The organism is Legionella norrlandica (assembly GCF_000770585.1).
Lineage (GTDB): Bacteria > Pseudomonadota > Gammaproteobacteria > Legionellales > Legionellaceae > Legionella > Legionella norrlandica.
The window spans coordinates 1-18,440 of record NZ_JNCF01000012.1; the positions used below are offsets into that span (position 1 = coordinate 1).

Consider the following 18,440-nt stretch of genomic DNA (forward strand, 5'->3'; position numbering starts at 1 on the left):
GGTCCTACAAATTGTTTGTTAATAATTTTTTGCGATAGCAATGTGGTTATCTTAATTGCACCGTAGATATTTGGATGTACTGGATCCTGAAAATAAATAGGGTCCTGACATTCGTTAAACAGATCGATAAATGCAATATTTTTTCTTGAAGCAAAATCTTTAAGAGCATTTATTATAGCCTTGTTAGGCGGCAAACCGAACTCATTATATATTTTACGTGTTACAGGATGATATACCGGAGCCAAAACTAAAATAACTTTGATCGAATTTTTATTTAAATCATCAATTATACTATCCAGTCCATCTGTACCTAATCTAAAATGAGAAAATACATTTCTGTACTCATATCTTAAAAACTCAAGCATTCTCGGAGTATTTACAGATTGTTCAGTAAGACTTCCAAAATTGGGTGAAAAACCTTGTTTTGAAACCGCTGGATATTTTATCAATAAATTATCAACACGTAATCTTTGTGTATGCAATAGAGATTGGATGCTGCTATTTATTTGTTGATGGTAATAATGAATTAGGCGAAAAAAATAAGAGTATTTTGCAACTTTACAATACATTTTTGAGGAAATCGTTGGTTTTTCTACTATAAAACAACGAGTATAATAATCCAAAGAACGGCTGTCTAAATATTCTGGATTAATCACATGATTAGCTTCAAAAGCCAAATTACTCAAGTTAAGATTATGAACAGAAACATTCATAATTACAAAATCTGGCTTAACATTCCTGCGAAGTAGATAGCGCAAATGAGCACGATGATGCACTATTCCAGAACCCTCTACTCCTATATTATATACTTCATAGGGTTTAGAAAATTTCTTAGCCAGCAAAGAAGAAAAAAGCTCGGGATAAAAACTTCTGGCAATAATTGAATCGCCAATTGCTACGATGCCTTGCCTAATAGAATCGCTAACTATCATTTTTTGATCATTCCTGATATTTTCACCAAAAGGTGCCGTGCTTGTTGCAGCTATCCATCTTGAGAAGCACTCCAAGAATAAAAAGACCACACCTAAAATCAATAAACCAAACAACCCCTGTTTGAGAAGTTTTGATCTATAGCTCTTTTCGCAATAAGTATCGGACATAAATAATAGAAATTAATTTCACAATATTCGAATTTGCGCAGAATAAACATATTCGATAATGATGTATAGTATTAAAAGCTATAAAAAAACTGAAGAAATAATTTAGTTTGGTTTCAATTTTACCCGCTCCCTTATGGTCTCGGTTTTAATCATAATTCAATTTAATAATCTGATTAATCATCCGAGCCGCAACCGTGAGAGAGCAGATATTGATGATATTAAGAATTACTAACTATAGACCAGGCTTCCTGCGGATTAGTAGTAAAAAATAAATCACTTACAGCATAACCTACTACACAAGCTAATTGATCGTTAATATAAACCAATGGGACTTTATCTCTAATCCAGGGGGGAACTTGCCATTCCTGAAATAATTTTTTTAGATGCCTGGTCTGACCGCGCCAATAAAACTCTTCACCGCCTTTTCTGAATCGAATGTCTATTTTGGCTTCATCTGGAATCATGGCCCCTTTTTCAGCCTGGATTGCCTTTAAATGAATTTTAGCATCCAGGCACCGTAAGGGCGCAGGAAATTGTTGCCATTTTATAACATCCGGCAAATTGATCTTATCTATTCCAAACAAATAAATACACTGTTTAAAGCGGCGTATTTGTATTTGTCCCCAACTCACCATAGGCATGGCATCAGAGCTTGCAAAAATAACTTCATGGATAATGCGCTGAAAGGTCTTTGACGACGGCAATTGTACTTGATTTTTTTTCAGCCAAACCTTTAAAACATTAATAATACGATCAAAGCCGAGCTCTTTCAAAAGTTCTATATTTAAATGATCCATCGCCACTGAAAGCTCGGGACAATCATGGAAAGCCAATGCTTCAAGATTAGCTTTAGCTTGCTGGCAATGAGTGGCTGCTCTGGCGATATTTCCTACCACCCCAGGCCACTTTTCTACTAATAATGGCATTATGCGATGACGAAGATAATTTCGAGAGTATTTAATATCCTGATTACTTTCATCTTCTATCCATCTTAACTCATAACAATCAGCATAATGCTCAAGCTGTATTCTTGAGTGAACTAAAAATGGCCTTGCTAATTGACCTTTGCCTAAAGAGCTCAATTCATGCATAGCGCCCAACCCACCTATACCTGCTCCGCGAAAAAGCTGTAAAAGTACTGTTTCTGCCTGATCATCAAGATGATGTGCCAAAATTAAGCAATCATGCTTGGTTAATAAAGAGGAAAAACAGCCGTACCGTGCGGTACGTGCTGCTTCTTCTATATTGACTGAACGATCAAAATCGATAGATTTGGCAATAAAATCAAGACCTAAACTCAAACAAACTTGTTCACAATGGTGTTGCCAGTTCTTAGAATTACTACTTATCCCATGATTAATATGCACAGCCGAGAGTTTATCGCGTAATTGAGGGAATGAGGCCAGTACATGCAACAGTACTGTAGAGTCCAGCCCACCACTAAAACCTACGTATAATTTATTAAACTTTTCCAGGCGTACAACCCAATCTGGCTTAATAGAGACTTAGTCACAAGCCCCCATTGCCATAAATTTTTGGTACCTCAACTCAATCACTTTATCCAACGGCATCTTTTTCAAAACTTGAAGTTCACTGGTTAATATTCTTTTTAAACGGCTTGCCATTTCATCAACATCCCGGTGTGCACCGCCTAATGGTTCAGGAACGACCATATCTATTAATCCATTTTCATATATTTTCTCTGCGGTAATTCCCATCGCACGTGCCGCCTCACTGGCTTTGGAGGCATCTTTCCATAAAATTGAGGCACAACCTTCAGGAGAAATCACAGAATAAATGCTGAATTGCAGCATAATAATTTTATCACCGACACCAATAGCCAAAGCCCCTCCAGAGCCGGCTTCACCAGTCACCACACAAATAATTGGTGTTTTAAGGCGAGACATTACAAAAAGATTACGCGCAATAGCTTCCGATTGGTTACGCTCCTCAGCGCCTATACCAGGATAAGCCCCTGCAGTATCGATAAAAGTAAATATAGGCAACTTGAATTTTTCAGCCATTCGCATCAAACGTAATGCCTTCCTGTACTCTTCAGGCCTTGCCATACCAAAATTTCTATATACTTTTTCCTTAGTACGTTTACCTTTTTGGTGGCCAAGCACTATCACTGGCTCACCATTTAAACGAGCTAGACCACCAATAATCGCGGGGGCTGAGGAATAACTGCGATCCCCGTGCAGTTCCTGAAAATCTGTAAAAATTCGCTCAATATAATCAGTAGTTTGCGGTCTTAAAGGATGTCTTGCCATCTGAGCAACTTGCCATGGCTCTAACCTTGAAAAAATATTCTCCGTTAATTCAGAGCACTTTACTTCAAGTCGAGTTATTTCTTCGCTTAAGTTAACTTCATTATCACTGCCAACCATACGCAGTGCTTCAATTTTTTGATTCAATTCTTCTATTGGTTGCTCAAAATCCAAAAACTGTCGGCTCATCGATTACTCTTTAGGGTGAATTAGATATCTTCGGTATAACCTAAGATTACTTCAAAATGTGATATTTTAGGCGACATGATTTTTTTGTCCAGACTTTTAAAAAAGCTGAGTAGTCATATAATCCCTGCAAATTTATACCTCTGCATAAGTCAAATTTTGAAGTATCTTGGGTATATGATACTCTTAACCGTTAATTGACGCCAGATTCTAAGCACAACAGATGATAATTACAGGTTTTACACCATTAAACACCCAAAACTGCATTTTAAATGAATCACGGATTGATCTATGGCAATTCTCTTTAGATCATGAATTACACTTTGCTCATCAATTATTGAATGCCGATGAACGTTCGAGGGCTGGCCGCTTCTATTTCACCCGCCACAAAAGACGTTTTACAAACGCCCGAGCCACTATGAGAATTATCCTTGCTCGTTATCTCAATATCTCCCCTGAGCGGCTGGAGTTCACATATAGTGCTCACGGCAAACCTAATGTTATCAATTCCCAAAAATTGCAATTCAACATAAGCCACAGTGGGGATATGGCCGTACTAGCGGTAGGAAAAATCTACCTTTGGGTGTAGATATAGAACAATACTCCCCTCGCCCCTATGAAGGGATAGCTAAAAATTTGTTTTCTGAACAGGAATATCAAGACTTGAAAAAAGCTCCCCAATCACTAAAACCAGCTTTATTTTTTCATGTCTGGGCACAAAAAGAAGCTTTTATCAAAGCCAGCGGTTTAGGCCTTTCCTATCCCACCAAAGAATTTAACGTGCCAACAAGTTCCCCAACAAAACAGCTAGTGGATGATCCTCTACACAACATGACATGGCAATTGCGATCATTTATGCCCAAAGTGTGTTGCAGTGGTGCATTATGTCACCACCCCGCTGTCAGAGAAATTCGTCATGGGATCATACAACTTCAACAAAATGTTAGTTTAAAGTTTTGAACCTAAAAATATGTTCCAATTGAATGATTCTCAAAAAACTTTAATGCGCCTACTGAGTGATGGAGCATGTCATAGTGGTAGTGAATTAGGAAAAACTTTACATATCAGTCGCACGGCTGTTTGGAAGCAAATCAATCAATTAAATGAGTTAGGTATTCCGATTAATCGTATACCGCAGCAAGGCTACCAATTATCAAATCCGCTAATTCTATTAGATTCTAGTGACCTTACCAACCAGATAAAAGCCAATGGTTTTCAACACCCTTTTCAGCTTCATTTATTTACATCGATTGATTCAACTAACCGCTATTTAAAAGATTTACCACCAAGTCCTTACGTAGAAATTTGTTGTGCTGAAATACAAATGCAAGGAAAAGGCCGCTTTGGAAGACAATGGTATTCTCCATTTGGAGAAAATATTTATTGCTCAACCCGCTGGAGTTTCAACTGTGATCTATCCCGTCTTTCTGGCTTAAGTCTCATTTCCAGCTTGGCAATAGTGGCTTTTCTAAAAACTCTTAATCATACCAAAGATATCAAAGTCAAATGGCCCAATGATATCATCTGGGAGCACAAAAAATTATGCGGCAGCCTGATTGAAATTGTTGCTGAATCCAATGGTAGCTCACAAGTAATTATTGGTATAGGATTAAATGTTAACTCAGACACAGAAAATAATCCTCTTCCAGATAAACCATGGTGTTCTTTGTATGAAATTTTTCATAAACAATTTAACCGCAACCATTTAATAGCAAACCTGATTACTCATCTAGAAACATATTTAAATAAGTTTACGAGTACTGATTTTAACTTTTTTATGAATGAATGGAATGCGACAGACTATTTGGCAGGCCAATATATCACTGTCAATCAATCTTCAGGCTCTATTTCAGGAATAGCTTGTGGTGTGGATCATTCAGGACAATTAATTTTAAAAGATGAAAACGGAGTACAACATTTTCTTTCATCAGGCGATACTTCACTGCAATCCCAAACTAAATAAATTACATGGATCGAATGAATAAATAATAGAAGAAATGTTAAGGTTATTTTTAAGGTTCGTCCCGAGCCTTTTTAGGTGCTCGGAACTGGATGATCTGCGAGGAAATTGATTTATACAGCTTGTTCTGAATCATCAGATTCTTTTTCTTGTTGTATGCGTAAATAAATTTCTTCACGATGAACTGAAACATCTTTTGGGGCATTAATTCCTAAACGAACTTGATTGCCTTTGACGCCTAGTACAGTAATGTTAACATCATCACCTATGATTAATGTTTCACCAATACGCCGAGTCAAAATTAACATGACTAAAATCTCCCTAACTAAGCAGCTACCTACTTCCTCCATAGAACGCTTCCATGGTGTTCACGGCAACTACAACATGAACAAATTTTAAGCAATTCTCATTGCTTGGATCACATTGTACACCCTGATTATTAACGGAGTATTAAGTAACAAATAAATTTGTGTTTAATTTTTGCAAAAATGAGCTGCAGAATAATAAATCCCTTATTACATCACTATACTATGTTTCACTATTATCAAAAACCTAAATACCCAACAACCTATTTCGATATAATAAGCAATCACATTTCTTATTTTGAATTCATAGCGCTTAAAAAATAGGCATTTAAAATCAAATAGATATAATATTAAATATAAATTACAGCTAAATTAAGAAAATTTCTAGCTTGCCTCTAAAATATTTAAATCATCCACTGCTCTGGCATGAATCTGTCTAAATAGTAAATTATTTTTTAATACCAATACCTAAACATCTGTACTATCAACTTTTTAAACTTTCAGTTAGAATCTTTAAAGATATATAAATTATTAAAAAACTCAAACGGTTAGGAATACTAAACTTGTAGGTCTCACCATTGCAAGCACCAGAGAAGTATTCAGGTTAATCTGGGCACAAAATCTTGGATTGCTCCACTTTGTTCGCAATTAATGTACAACATAATTAGTTAAAAATGGAATAAATAACATGAATTTAAATAATGTTATTATAGGATCTTAGCACTTTTATTATCATTACAATATGATATAGCATTAAGCTATCAATTGGGATGTACAGCACTTAAAACCAATACAATAACAACTCCTGGTTGTTATTATTTAATGAAAAATATTCGGGGGTCAATTACTATAAATTCTGATTCGGTAGTTCTTGATCTGAATGAAAAAAAATTAAGAGACCCTGGCTCAGATTCCGGGAGTATCGGTATCCTCCTGAGTGATCATAGTAATATTACGATAAAAAATGGTTATTTTGATGGCTTTTGGTTCGCTATTTCTGGCTCAGGTGGAAAAAATTTACGAATTCTGAATAATTCATTTAACAATATTAAATATATTGCCATTAATCTTTCTGGTTCTAACCTCTATGTGCGAGGTAATTACATAATTAATATGGATTTTTATGAGCCAAAAGATAAAATTAATTTTTACCTGGTTGGTTTGAATATTCGCGATACCTCAGGCTGTAACATATTAAATAATGTCGTTTCCGCTCCATCTATACCTATAGAAGCACTTAAATATCGATTAGAATACATTGGCTTAATTTTATCCGATTCATCAAAAAATTGTAAAATACAAAATAATATTTTTTCTAACTTCCAATCACCAAAATTTAACTCAATTGCACTATGGATAGCTTCTGGAACAAAAGATAGTTTTTTACATAATAATTTAATTTTGAATTATCAATATGGGATTGCCGGAAACCCCAAAGACTACATTGAGCAAAATAATCTCTTAGTCAATGTTGGAAAACCAAAATGGTATAAAAAATTTATACTCCCCTTGTTCTTAAATAATTATTAAGTAATGTTGCTATTCAACATGAACAAACTTCATATCGTTTTTTATTGTGTCAAGGTTCTAGAGTCAACCATGGCGCCGTTAAAAAGCATGTCTCTAAATCAAAGAGCTTACTTCTAGTTCAGTTAATCCATTATTTAAATTAGCAGGTACTGCAAAATGCATATTCTTCGGCAAAGACAAATTTAAATTACCCATCATTTCAATGTATTCTTGCTTTGATTTTACCTGCAACCTGGGATTATTTTTTTTCTCATATTCAATAGTACTACATTGCTTCTGGTTATAATCATGTCCGGGATATACTTTTATAAATCCAGGTAATTTTAACAGTTTGTTAAATAAACTCTCATATTGTGCGCTGGCACTGCCATTTTGGAAATCGGTACGACCTGTCGCATTAATCAATAAAGTATCGCCAGTGAATACTCTATCCTCCATTACAAAGCAATAAGAGTCAGGAGTATGTCCCGGGGTATGCATCGCTCTTATTTTAATATCCCCAAAATTTAAAATTTCATTATCACAAAATTTGGCATGCACAAATTGAGCTTTGGTTTCAATGCCCATCATAGAATGGCAATCTGTTAAAGCAGCTAGTTGACCTGAACCAGTAATGTGATCGGCATGCAGATGAGTATCAATAGAAGCAACAAGTTTTAATCCTAATTGATTAATTAAATGGATATATTGTTTAACATGGGTCCTGACTGAATCAATAATTACTGCATGCTTGCTATCCATGGAACCTATTAAATAAGTATATGTGCAAGAGTCTTGATCAAACATCTGGTGGAATATCATGAAATCTCCAAACTCATAAAAATAACGATAAGTTATCAATAAAGCAAACGTTATTTATTGCTATTGAGAAGGTCCAAATGAGTATACTTTAATGTAGTAATTTTTGGAAACTTAAATTAAGATTGTTTTTTTAATTAAGCACTCCCTCAAAACGGACGTCATGTTATTTAATTCCTATTTATTTTTGTTTATTTATCTTCCAATCACACTAGTCGGAACCTATTTTTTTATTCATTACTTTAAATCCGCCGTTACTTCATGGTTATTAATTTTTTCTTTAATCTTTTACGGCTGGTGGAACCCAAGCTATCTTATTTTGTTAATTGCTTCTATATGTTTTAATTATTTAATTAGCCAGTTCATTATTAAAAGCAAACTACTTTTTTACAAAAAAAACTATTTAATTTTAGGGATAATTTGCAACCTCGGCGCACTTGTTTATTTTAAATACATGAATTTTTTTATACAAAACTTCAATACATTAGCCCATACCAATTTTAATTATTTAAACATAATATTACCTCTAGGCATTTCTTTTTTTACATTTACTCAAATTGCTTATTTAGTAGATACTTATCAGGGCAAAGTAAAGCATTTTAATTTCATCAACTACTCATTATTTGTTACTTATTTCCCCCATTTAATCGCTGGACCAATTATCCATCATGCTGATGTCATGCCCCAATTTAAAAAAATACTAACAATCAAACAGCCCCCTCTTATGCGCTACTTTATAATAGGACTAACAATCTTTATCATTGGGCTATTTAAGAAAGTCTGTTTAGCTGATACGATTGCCCCAAAAGTAAATTATATTTTTGATTTACCGGGTAAAGGATATGAATTGTCTTTTACAGATGCCTGGATTGGTGCTATAGGCTATACTCTACAGTTATATTTTGACTTTTCCGGATATTCTGAAATGGCCATAGGCCTCAGCTATATGATTGGAATTAAATTACCTGTCAATTTTAATTCTCCTTACAAAGCAAAAAATATAATTGATTTCTGGCGACGATGGCATATGAGTTTATCGCATTTTTTCAGAGATTATTTGTACATACCCATAGGTGGAGGGAAGCATGGGACGCTGCGCAAATATTTCAATTTATTCATTGTAATGGTTATTGTTGGTTTTTGGCACGGAGCTGGATGGACCTTTGTTTTATGGGGAATCTATCATGGAACCCTACTCATCCTCAATCACGGATGGCATGCCATCAAAAATAAAATTTCAACCACTTTCAACTTTGAGATAAGTTCAGCAATAGTGTCCAAACTATTACAATATCTATCCATTTCCTTCACTTTTTTTCTTGTAGTAATCGGCTGGGTATTATTTCGATCGGATAACTTTGCAACAGCTGAGAATTTCCTTCATGCCATGTTGGGAATGAATTATCATTTCTACAATGCCGCTGGCTTATTGAACTTACTAAATTACATTGTTTTCGGGCTGTTTCTACTTGTTGGTCTGGTAATTTGCGTTACATTACCCAATACTATTGAAATAATGAAAAAAACTAATGTGGTATTAGAGAATCCAACAAAGAAAGTTCCTCAATCTAGTTCTCTACAAAAACAACTTATCTGGTCTCCAAAGATTGGGTATGGATTCCTCATAGGAGCATTAGTCTATTTTGCAATTACAACTATTTCTCAAACATCAAGCACCTTTTTATATTTTAATTTTTAATAAATAGTACTAGGAATGATTAAGAAAAATTATTATAAATATATTTTAGGAGTAACTTTAGGATTGATTGTTACTCATATATTCTGGAGCTATTTTATTGGTAGCTTAACCTCTTTTTTATATGACTCATCAATAATTAACGTAAGAAATTATATTGATGATGAACAAATTTCTCTTACGCAAGCCTATTTAAATCAAAAAATAAAATCTGCAAAAAACCGGTGATGCTAATATTCGGATCTTCATTTTCCTATGGATATGATCTGCTTATCAAGGAATCGTACCCCTATATCATGGGAAAATATCTTCCTGAATACTCCATCATTAATGCCTCTATAATAGGCGAAAGTAGAAAAAATATTCTAAATTATTTTAATTATCTTAAAACCCATAAAATTTCTGTAAATACTCTAGTAATTGAAATCAATCTTTTTAATTTTACTTCATCAACGCCTAATACCAACAAAAATCATTCTGAGTATTTAAATAATTCTTATAGTCAATTTTATTTATTCCATCCCCATGGAATAAACCTCCTTACTAATCTGGAGTTAAATAGATTGTATGCACCTGATAAAAAAGAAAGGCATCGATTTTCGTTCGCTAATTTACCAGACAGCTATTCAGAGAAATACATTGATTTCAAAAAAAATTTACCCGAGTACGCCTCTTTTTTAAACTCTATCTTCTCTACTTCTTTTGAAATTGCTGAGCATGTTTATTTTTTTATCTCACCCATCTCCAGAGAAGGTATAAAACAAACGCAGTTTAATATTACAGACATTGAAAATGAATTAAATGATCTCAATCAAATTTGCCAAAGATATCCAAAAATTCATTGTTTAATACCTAAGCCAGACTATTCAAAAAATAATTTTATGAATATTTCACATTTTAATGAACAAGGACATCAAGTTATTTCAAAATGGTTGGCAAAACAAATAAAGAAAAATCAGAAAGAAGCCTAAACCCAGGTAGATTTCAATAGCCAGGTCAGCTAAAATGCATCACAATTTAATCTCTTATTCTTTATTATCATGAAAAAAATAGTAATAATCGGTGCGGGACAACTAGGCAGTCGACATCTGCAATCACTTAATTTACTTAATCAGGAAATGGAGATCCTTGTTATTGATCCTGATCAAGAGTCACTCGAAATTGCCAAAACCCGCTTTGATGCAACTATTCAAAATATAAAACATCAAATTAGCTATACTCAAGAAATTAAAAATTATCAACCGGTGGACATAGCAATTATTGCCAGTACAGCTAATAGTCGTAGATCTATCATAGAGAATTTATTAAACACCACAGAAGTGAAGCACCTGGTTCTCGAAAAACTCCTGTTTACTCAAGAACAAGATTATTACGATATTGCAGAACAATTATCCTCAAAAGATACAAAAACCTGGATTAATTGCAGCATGAGAATGATGCCATACTATCAGCATCTAAATACTGCATTTAAAAATGAAATCATTCAATATCATGTCAATGGAAGCCAATATGGTTTAGTTACTAATGCAATACACTATCTAGATCACCTGGCTTATATTACTGGTGTAAACCACTTTGAGCTCGATACCCGATATCTTGATAAACAAATTATATCTAGTAAAAGAAAAGGTTATTTTGAGTTAACCGGAACTTTAATTGCACGATTTGCAAATGGTAGTGTTGCATTCTTACATTGTGACAAAGAAGGTATGGCCCCTATCCAAATCGAAATTTACAGTAATAACTTACGTGTCATTTCAAGAGAATGGGAACAAAAGGCATGGCAAACCAGCATGGAAAAAGACTGGAAATGGGAAGAAGTTAACGCGTCCATTCCTTATCAGAGCATGCTAACTGCTGAACTAGTAACTACCCTGCTAGAAACTGGCAGTTGCAACCTGACAAGTTATGAAATTTCCATGCAGCATCATTTGCAACTATTACGCCCTTTAAAGGAGTTTATATTAGAAAGTGGCTTGAACAGTGAAGTGGATTACCCATTTACCTAGTTCCTTATCTATGGAATGTGATTTTATCCGATCACTCATGGTCGCGGCTCGGACTGTTACTAAACTGGACTACGATCTTAACCGAGCCGTGACCATAAAAGAGCAGATAATGCTGATAAAAACTTGTATGATATTAATAAATAAATTTTCCATACTATGAATAATCTGACCTTAATCAGTATCGATCATATTAATCAATTAATACCTGCTATTGCTGCCTATCGTTATAACAAAACAATAAATAATTGCCCTGAAAAGCCCTTGCTAATTCTAACTAAACCCCACATCCTCTTTAACTCAATTAAAATGTCTCATATCAAAGCATTGATTAATAATGAACCAAACTCCATTCTTTTATCTGGTTATTCTTTGTTCAAAAATCCCAAATTTATCACCTACTTACCCGTAAACTTACGAGCCAAACTAATACGAAGTAGATTAAAAAAATATCAGTTTGATGAATTATTGTTTTCACATGACATCAGTAGTGATTTTTGGAACCAGGCATTGATGCACGCCTTCCCTTATGCAAAACGCATTTGTTATGGCGATGCTTTAGGTTTAGTCTATACGCAAAATTATTTCTCCCGGCTGATGTACCAAATTATCAATAAAGATAAAATCATACTTCATAATATTCTTGCCAGAATAAAAAGAAAATTAATCTACCCAGGCAAAAAAAATCAGCTACAAGCCCAAGAAGCAATCCTTGCAATACCATGTGATCCAGGAAAAGATTTTTTAACTCAATGTAAACTATCTATTGTTAGCAAAAAAGATTTGAAACAATGCGTTGCCGACCTTGCCAATTGCATCCCTGAATTTAAAACTCATCTACAAGATCTGATCAAAAATACCCCATCCGCCTGCTATTTGCTTATGCACAGCAATTTTACTGAATCTAAACTAACTACTATTGAAAATGAAATAGCACTTTATAAAGAAATTTTATTGGCTCACGCAAAAAAAAACAGCACTATTATTATTAAACCTCATCCAGCCCATAACCCAGAATTATTTTTATTGATAATTAATGCCCTGAAAAAAGACTACAACATCCATGTCATTGACCAACAATACTATCACCTCCCAATTGAACTGGCTGAAAGTCTTGTGTATGGATGTGAAGTATTGTCGGTCTCCTATTCCTCCATTTCCTTGCCTTATCTCTATGATAAGCGTGTGAAACATGTATTGACTCAAGAGCTTGTCAATAAATACTTTTCAGTTGAAAAAATGAGTTGGTTTATAGAAAGTAATAATTTATACCTCAGCATGATCAGTGCTCTACAACATTGGAAACAGGATTGTGAATTACCTATCTAACAAAACCAATACTCCAATCAATATTGGGGTCATTATTATAAACTATAACTCAGGAAAATACCTTTTAAAGGCACTTCGTGCATTAGCTATACAAACTTATAAACCTTACCAGATTATCATTTTTGATAATGCTAGCTCGGAACCAATTCCACAAGATATTCGCTGCCTGAACTTACCTTTAACGATAATTGAAAATGATACAAACCTGGGGTTTGCAACCGGTAATAACCGAGCCGCAGAATATTTATCTCCCGAAATAAACTGGATTGCATTACTTAATCCTGATGCTTACCCTCATAAAGACTGGCTTAAAGAAATGGTGAATGCTATACGTGAATACCCACAATTTGCTTTCCTGGGTTGCAAATTAATTTGCGAACAAGAACCGCATTTATTGGATGGCACCGGAGACTGTTATCATGTTAGCGGCAAAGCTTGGCGTAAGAACCATAGAAAGCCCCTCAGCCGAGATCCAGGCCATATTTCAGAAATTTTTTCACCTTGTGCTGCTGCAGCTTTATATCACCGCGAGGCATTTAATAATGCCCAGGGATTTGATGATCATTATTTTTGCTATTATGAAGATATCGATTTAGCATTTCGTTTATGGCTTTTAGGTTACAAGGGGGGATATGTACCTAAAGCCATAGTTGAGCATACTGGTTCCGCAACAACCAAAAGACATAGCGATTTCTACACATACCATGGACATCGTAACCTAGTCTGGACTTATTTTAAAAATATGCCAACATCTTTATTACTTTTCAGTTTGCCTTTGCATATTCTATTAAATGTAGCCACAATTCTCTTATTTCTATGCAGAAAACAAACTTCAATCATCTTAAAATCTAAAATAGATGCAATAAAAAATTTGCAAAGAGTCCTAAGACAACGCAAAATAATACAGAAATCGCGTAAGATAAGCACATTTCAATTACTTAAAATCCTAAATAAAGGATTGCCATGGTGAAAAATTTAGTTACAGTGGTCATAGTGAATTACAATTCAGGTGAAATGTTGTTGAAATGTATTAAGCAAGTATTCTCCAGCACTATTCCAGTAAGGGTAATTATTTCTGATAATGCCTCGTCTGATGACAGTTTATCCCTACTGAGCAGGTCGTATACGGGTAATCCAGATCTTTTTATTCATAAAAATCATGCCAATATTGGCTTTTCAGCAGCGAATAATGCAGTCTACCCCATGATAGATACCCCTTTTATATTGTATCTAAATCCAGATTGTTTTATTAATGAACGTACCATTGAACATCTGTTGCAGGTTATGGATGACTACCCTGATGCCGGAATGACAGGATGCTTGGTAACTAATCTGGATGGGACAGAACAAGCAGGGTGTCGAGGCCTTACTCCAACTCCTACTAGAGTATTTAACCAGATGTTCAAATTAGGTAAAATTTTCCCCAATAACTCCAGATTTTCGGGATATTTGTTATCTGCTAAGGCTTTGCCAAATCATCCTATTGAAGTAGAGCTCATTTCAGGCTCATGTATGTTCGTCAGGAAAAAAGTGATTGACGAAATTGGTCTTCTTGATGCTAAATACTTCCTCTACTGCGAGGATTATGACTGGTTTTACAGAGTTTTAAAGGGGGGGTGGAAAATCATTTTTACACCTCATACGAAAGTTACTCATGTAAAAAGTTATAGTACTAAACAAATTCCTCTGCGAGTCTTATGGTATAAAGCAAAAGGCATGTGGAGATATCATAATAAATTCTTTAAAAATAATTCATCCTTTTTTACTACACTGCTGGTAAGAGTTGGAATACTTTGTCGGTTGGTTGCTTTAAGTAATATTTATTTGTCAAAAAAATTATGGAAGGCCATTAATAAACCTATAAAACTCTCTATTAAAGATTAATCAAAAAATAAAAAAACCTCTTGTTGCTTTAAAATTTCTACAAGATTATAATTCGCCCAAATAAAAAATAATAAATGATTTAATAATGATAAATAACAAAAGGATCGTTGCCTTTATACCCGTGCGAGGAGGGAGTAAATCCATTATTAATAAAAACCTCGCCCTACTTGGTGGGAAGCCTTTAGTTGCTTGGCCCATTGAAGTAGCCTCAGATATTCCTGAAATCGATGAAATTATAGTCTCAACTGATGATCAAAATATTGCAAATACCGCTAAATCTTATAATGTTACTATCCAACATAGGCCAGATTATTTAGCTACAGACACAGCACTGGTTGCAGACGTAATACGGTATTACCGCACAATTCTTAGCGCTGAAAATAACCTTCCCGACTACATGGTCTTGTTAGAAGCAACTTCGCCTTTTCGGACTAAAGAAATTATACAAAAATGCTTGTACCGACTAGTTTATGAAGATCTGGACTCCATTGCTACTTTTAATGAAGCAGAAGTTAATCCTCATAGAATTTGGTCTATTCAGAATGGCCAACCAGAACCTTTTATTAAAGGTGCAATACCATGGATTTCAAGACAAAATTTACCAAAAGCTTATCAACTTAATGGAGTTGTTTATGCTTTCAACCTAAGGGCTTTTCCCAATGAAGGACCAAGCGTTCTTTTTGGAAAAATGGGTGCAGAAATTCTAGATGGAAGTTCTGTAATTGATATCGATACAAACAAAGATTTGGTGGTAGCAAATGTCTTATTCGAAACCAGAAACAGCACCGAGGTTATCTGAACTTTTTTCATTACAAGGTAAAACCGCTTTGGTTATAGGTGGGGCTGGCTTATTAGGTAGTGAAATAGCCCATGCATTTGCAGAGCAAGGAGCTAATGTTATTATCGCCAGTCGTAATTTAGAAAAATGTCGAATTTATACTGATTATCTTACTGAAAATTTTAAAAATGGTATCTTTACACCTCTCTGCATAGACATCTCTAACCCCGAATCTATTGATCTTTGTATGCATACAGTCAATGAGCTATTTCCTGAAGGATTAGATATTTTAGTGAATTGTGGTTGGTCAGGTCGTAAAAATACTTTCGAATCCATTTCTGATGAAGACTGGAATCAGGATATAGAAATATGTCTGAATGGTGTATTTAGAACAATTAAGCGGGCCTCTCCTCTTTTAAAAAAGAAAAAAGGAAACATTCTTAATATCGCATCCATGTATGGGCATGTGGCGCCCGATTACAGACTGTACGATAGTGAGCGATTTGCCAACCCACCAAGCTATGGAGCTGCGAAAGCAGGTTTAATACAACTCACTAAGTATTTGGCAAGCTTTTTATCCCCCCACCAAATCCGAGTCAATGCCATAAGCCCTGGTCCATTCCCCTTTGAGAGCACTCAAAAGGAAAACCCTGATTTTATCCAACGTTTAAGCGGCAAAAATCCACTTAACAGAATTGGTAAGCCTCACGAATTAAAAGGTGCTGCAATACTGCTATGTTCAGAAGCAGGATCTTATATAACCGGTCAAAATCTGTGTGTTGATGGAGGCTGGGGGGTATGGTGATGAAAGCAGGTATTTTAGGATATAGTGAAGGAAACGGTCATCCTTTTTCTTTCTCAGCTATTATTAATGGTTATGATCCAGATGCATTTATTGCAGCAGGATGGCCTGTTATTCTAAATTACCTGGAAAATCAACCGAGAGATGCATTTGATTTTCATGATCTGGAAGTTACTTGTGCATGGACTCAAGACAAGAATTTGACCCAAAAATTATGTGCTGCAAGTAAAATTACTTACGCACTTGATCATTATGAAGAAATGATAGGCAAAGTAGATCTTGTCTTCATAGCAAGAGATGATTATCAAACCCATTACAAAATAGCCAAACCATTTCTGGAATACGGTATACCTGTATTTATTGACAAGCCACTCACTTTAAATAACGATGAATTAAGTTATTTTGAAAAATATCTAAATAACGGCTTATTGATGAGTACCTCTGGAATGCGCTATGCCCAAGAGCTAGATCTAATAAGAAATAATGAATTAGATCTTGGAGAGCTCAAATTAGTAGAAGGCGTTGTTCTAAATAATCTTGAGAAATATGGCATTCATCTTCTTGATGCAATGAATGGCCTGGGGCTATCCAAAGTAATTTCAGCCACACGTCTACCTGGTCCATTTGAATTTTATAGCCTAATACTGGAAAATAATGTGGTATTTAATCTAACCTGCTTGGGAAAAGTCGGTAAAACTTTTCATCTTTCGTTTTATGGTACTAATAATCACTATCATTATGACCTTCACGATAATTTTACTGCTTTTAAACGAACAATTCAAAACATGCAACTGATGGTTAAGAACAAAATGCCTGTTATACTACCGTATGAGACAATCAACACCATGCAGCTAATAAGGCAATTGTCCTCATTAAAGCCTATGGAACGAATTGTATTCAAAACTAAAGAAGGGGCTGCCATTGTTTAATCTTACTAATAAAACTGCGATTATTACAGGCGGAGCTGGAATTCTTGGTAAAGGCTTTAGCCGAGAGCTTGCTAAAAATGGCGCTAAAGTTGCGGTGGCTGATGTTTGCTACGAAAACGCTGAACAAGTATGCCAATCAATTCTGGAAGAATTTCCAGATGCAAAAGTTCTTCCATTGCGATGTGATGTAGCTGATAAAATTAATATCGTACACATGGTTGAAACAGTAAAAACTCAATTTAATTCAATTGACATACTTTTAAATAATGCTGCAACTAAAACTGATGACTTGCATAAATTCTTTGCCCCCTTTGAAGAATATGAGCTGGAAACATGGCAAAAAGTAATGTCTGTTAATCTGGATGGGATGTTTCTAGTAGCACAAGCCGTAAGCAAAGAAATGATAAAACAAAACACTGGTGGGAGCATTATTCAAACAAGTTCTATCTATGGAGTTGTTGCACCCGATCAAAGCATCTATAAGGGATCAGAGTATTTAGGAGTAGAGATCAATACCCCCGCTGTATATTCTGCATCAAAGGGTGCAGTATTGAGTTTAACAAAATATCTTGCAACCTATTTGGCGAAATATAATATTCGCGTTAATACCCTAACGCCAGGCGGTATTGAAAGTGGTCAAAATAACACTTTTGTTAAAAATTATTCAAGTAAGGTCCCATTAGGAAGAATGGGTAAATTTGATGAATTATTAGGTGCACTAGTTTTCTTAGCTTCAGATGCCTCAACCTATGTTACAGGACAAAATATTATAGTTGATGGCGGGTTCACTTGCTGGTAAATAATAATTTTTGAATAATTATTGCTACGTGCCCGTTCAAAATTATATAGGTTACCTTATTTTTTATA

Annotated in this window: 17 protein-coding genes and 1 pseudogene; 13 read left to right on the top strand and 5 right to left on the bottom strand. The window is 34.8% G+C overall.

What is annotated here, in order from left to right; all coding sequences use genetic code 11:
* From OK13_RS04635 to OK13_RS04645, 3 genes are all read right to left on the bottom strand, one after another.
* A partial coding sequence (locus OK13_RS04635) for a DUF1574 family protein (RefSeq protein WP_241480413.1) occupies window positions 1-1,022 on the bottom strand: 1,022 nt, incomplete at its 3' end.
* A gap of 296 nt (window positions 1,023-1,318) precedes the next feature.
* The gene (gene tilS / locus OK13_RS04640; RefSeq protein ID WP_035888184.1) at window positions 1,319-2,599 is read right to left on the bottom strand and encodes a tRNA lysidine(34) synthetase TilS; all 1,281 of its coding nucleotides are present in this window, start codon (window positions 2,597-2,599) and stop codon (window positions 1,319-1,321) included.
* Window positions 2,600-2,605: 6 nt separating this feature from the next.
* Window positions 2,606-3,559: an acetyl-CoA carboxylase carboxyltransferase subunit alpha gene (locus OK13_RS04645; RefSeq protein WP_035888186.1), complete on the bottom strand. Its 954-nt coding sequence runs from the start codon at window positions 3,557-3,559 to the stop codon at window positions 2,606-2,608.
* Window positions 3,560-3,779: 220 nt separating this feature from the next.
* Here OK13_RS04645 and OK13_RS16000 point away from each other — a divergent pair.
* Window positions 3,780-4,516 (top strand): annotated as a pseudogene (locus tag OK13_RS16000) (4'-phosphopantetheinyl transferase family protein).
* 10 nt (window positions 4,517-4,526) lie between these two features.
* On the top strand, window positions 4,527-5,519 hold the full coding sequence (locus tag OK13_RS04655) for a biotin--[acetyl-CoA-carboxylase] ligase (protein WP_035888188.1): 993 nt from the start codon (window positions 4,527-4,529) through the stop codon (window positions 5,517-5,519).
* 110 nt (window positions 5,520-5,629) lie between these two features.
* On the opposite strand, the gene csrA is transcribed toward OK13_RS04655, so the two are convergent.
* Entirely contained in the window at window positions 5,630-5,824 is a 195-nt protein-coding gene (gene csrA, locus OK13_RS04660) for a carbon storage regulator CsrA (protein WP_011213314.1), read from the bottom strand.
* Between the two features lie 819 nt (window positions 5,825-6,643).
* Between csrA and OK13_RS04665 the strand changes: the two genes are divergently transcribed.
* Entirely contained in the window at window positions 6,644-7,351 is a 708-nt protein-coding gene (locus OK13_RS04665) for a right-handed parallel beta-helix repeat-containing protein (protein ID WP_035888189.1), read from the top strand.
* 93 nt (window positions 7,352-7,444) lie between these two features.
* Here the strand turns inward: OK13_RS04665 and OK13_RS04670 are convergent, their stop codons facing one another.
* Window positions 7,445-8,152: an MBL fold metallo-hydrolase gene (locus OK13_RS04670; RefSeq protein WP_035888190.1), complete on the bottom strand. Its 708-nt coding sequence runs from the start codon at window positions 8,150-8,152 to the stop codon at window positions 7,445-7,447.
* A 451-nt stretch (window positions 8,153-8,603) separates the two neighbouring features.
* Here OK13_RS04670 and OK13_RS04675 point away from each other — a divergent pair, with 451 nt between their 5' ends.
* The 10 genes from OK13_RS04675 (at window position 8,604) to OK13_RS04725 (ending at window position 18,372) form a co-directional block, all read left to right on the top strand.
* Window positions 8,604-9,848, top strand: coding sequence for an MBOAT family protein (locus OK13_RS04675; protein ID WP_206538889.1), 1,245 nt, complete (start codon window positions 8,604-8,606; stop codon window positions 9,846-9,848).
* A 293-nt stretch (window positions 9,849-10,141) separates the two neighbouring features.
* Window positions 10,142-10,816, top strand: coding sequence for a hypothetical protein (locus OK13_RS04685; protein ID WP_035888197.1), 675 nt, complete (start codon window positions 10,142-10,144; stop codon window positions 10,814-10,816).
* 69 nt (window positions 10,817-10,885) lie between these two features.
* On the top strand, window positions 10,886-11,854 hold the full coding sequence (locus tag OK13_RS04690; protein WP_035888200.1) for a Gfo/Idh/MocA family oxidoreductase: 969 nt from the start codon (window positions 10,886-10,888) through the stop codon (window positions 11,852-11,854).
* Window positions 11,855-12,010: 156 nt separating this feature from the next.
* The gene (locus tag OK13_RS04695; RefSeq protein WP_035888201.1) at window positions 12,011-13,180 is read left to right on the top strand and encodes a polysialyltransferase family glycosyltransferase; all 1,170 of its coding nucleotides are present in this window, start codon (window positions 12,011-12,013) and stop codon (window positions 13,178-13,180) included.
* The gene (locus OK13_RS04700) at window positions 13,164-14,150 is read left to right on the top strand and encodes a glycosyltransferase family 2 protein (protein ID WP_035888204.1); all 987 of its coding nucleotides are present in this window, start codon (window positions 13,164-13,166) and stop codon (window positions 14,148-14,150) included. The genes OK13_RS04695 and OK13_RS04700 overlap by 17 nt, the downstream gene beginning before the upstream one ends.
* Window positions 14,144-15,064, top strand: coding sequence for a glycosyltransferase family 2 protein (locus OK13_RS04705; RefSeq protein ID WP_035888207.1), 921 nt, complete (start codon window positions 14,144-14,146; stop codon window positions 15,062-15,064). The genes OK13_RS04700 and OK13_RS04705 overlap by 7 nt, the downstream gene beginning before the upstream one ends.
* A gap of 85 nt (window positions 15,065-15,149) precedes the next feature.
* Window positions 15,150-15,863: an acylneuraminate cytidylyltransferase family protein gene (locus OK13_RS04710; RefSeq protein ID WP_052117573.1), complete on the top strand. Its 714-nt coding sequence runs from the start codon at window positions 15,150-15,152 to the stop codon at window positions 15,861-15,863.
* The gene (locus OK13_RS04715; protein ID WP_035888210.1) at window positions 15,823-16,647 is read left to right on the top strand and encodes an SDR family oxidoreductase; all 825 of its coding nucleotides are present in this window, start codon (window positions 15,823-15,825) and stop codon (window positions 16,645-16,647) included. Before OK13_RS04710 ends, OK13_RS04715 begins: the two co-directional genes overlap by 41 nt.
* Entirely contained in the window at window positions 16,641-17,573 is a 933-nt protein-coding gene (locus OK13_RS13885; protein ID WP_081964867.1) for a Gfo/Idh/MocA family oxidoreductase, read from the top strand. Before OK13_RS04715 ends, OK13_RS13885 begins: the two co-directional genes overlap by 7 nt.
* Window positions 17,566-18,372: an SDR family oxidoreductase gene (locus OK13_RS04725; protein WP_206538890.1), complete on the top strand. Its 807-nt coding sequence runs from the start codon at window positions 17,566-17,568 to the stop codon at window positions 18,370-18,372. Before OK13_RS13885 ends, OK13_RS04725 begins: the two co-directional genes overlap by 8 nt.
* Window positions 18,373-18,440 lie beyond the last annotated feature (68 nt).

Excerpts from the sequence above, each read along its gene's own strand:
- OK13_RS04645 (WP_035888186.1), bottom strand. The coding sequence starts at position 3,559 with ATGAGCCGACAGTTTTTGGATTTTGAGCAACCAATAGAAGAATTGAAT.
- OK13_RS04655 (WP_035888188.1), top strand. The coding sequence starts at position 4,527 with ATGTTCCAATTGAATGATTCTCAAAAAACTTTAATGCGCCTACTGAGT.
- csrA (WP_011213314.1), bottom strand. The coding sequence starts at position 5,824 with ATGTTAATTTTGACTCGGCGTATTGGTGAAACATTAATCATAGGTGAT.
- OK13_RS04665 (WP_035888189.1), top strand. The coding sequence starts at position 6,644 with ATGAAAAATATTCGGGGGTCAATTACTATAAATTCTGATTCGGTAGTT.
- OK13_RS04670 (WP_035888190.1), bottom strand. The coding sequence starts at position 8,152 with ATGATATTCCACCAGATGTTTGATCAAGACTCTTGCACATATACTTAT.
- OK13_RS04675 (WP_206538889.1), top strand. The coding sequence starts at position 8,604 with ATGAATTTTTTTATACAAAACTTCAATACATTAGCCCATACCAATTTT.
- OK13_RS04685 (WP_035888197.1), top strand. The coding sequence starts at position 10,142 with ATGGGAAAATATCTTCCTGAATACTCCATCATTAATGCCTCTATAATA.
- OK13_RS04690 (WP_035888200.1), top strand. The coding sequence starts at position 10,886 with ATGAAAAAAATAGTAATAATCGGTGCGGGACAACTAGGCAGTCGACAT.
- OK13_RS04695 (WP_035888201.1), top strand. The coding sequence starts at position 12,011 with ATGAATAATCTGACCTTAATCAGTATCGATCATATTAATCAATTAATA.
- OK13_RS04705 (WP_035888207.1), top strand. The coding sequence starts at position 14,144 with ATGGTGAAAAATTTAGTTACAGTGGTCATAGTGAATTACAATTCAGGT.
- OK13_RS04710 (WP_052117573.1), top strand. The coding sequence starts at position 15,150 with ATGATAAATAACAAAAGGATCGTTGCCTTTATACCCGTGCGAGGAGGG.
- OK13_RS04715 (WP_035888210.1), top strand. The coding sequence starts at position 15,823 with ATGTCTTATTCGAAACCAGAAACAGCACCGAGGTTATCTGAACTTTTT.
- OK13_RS13885 (WP_081964867.1), top strand. The coding sequence starts at position 16,641 with ATGGTGATGAAAGCAGGTATTTTAGGATATAGTGAAGGAAACGGTCAT.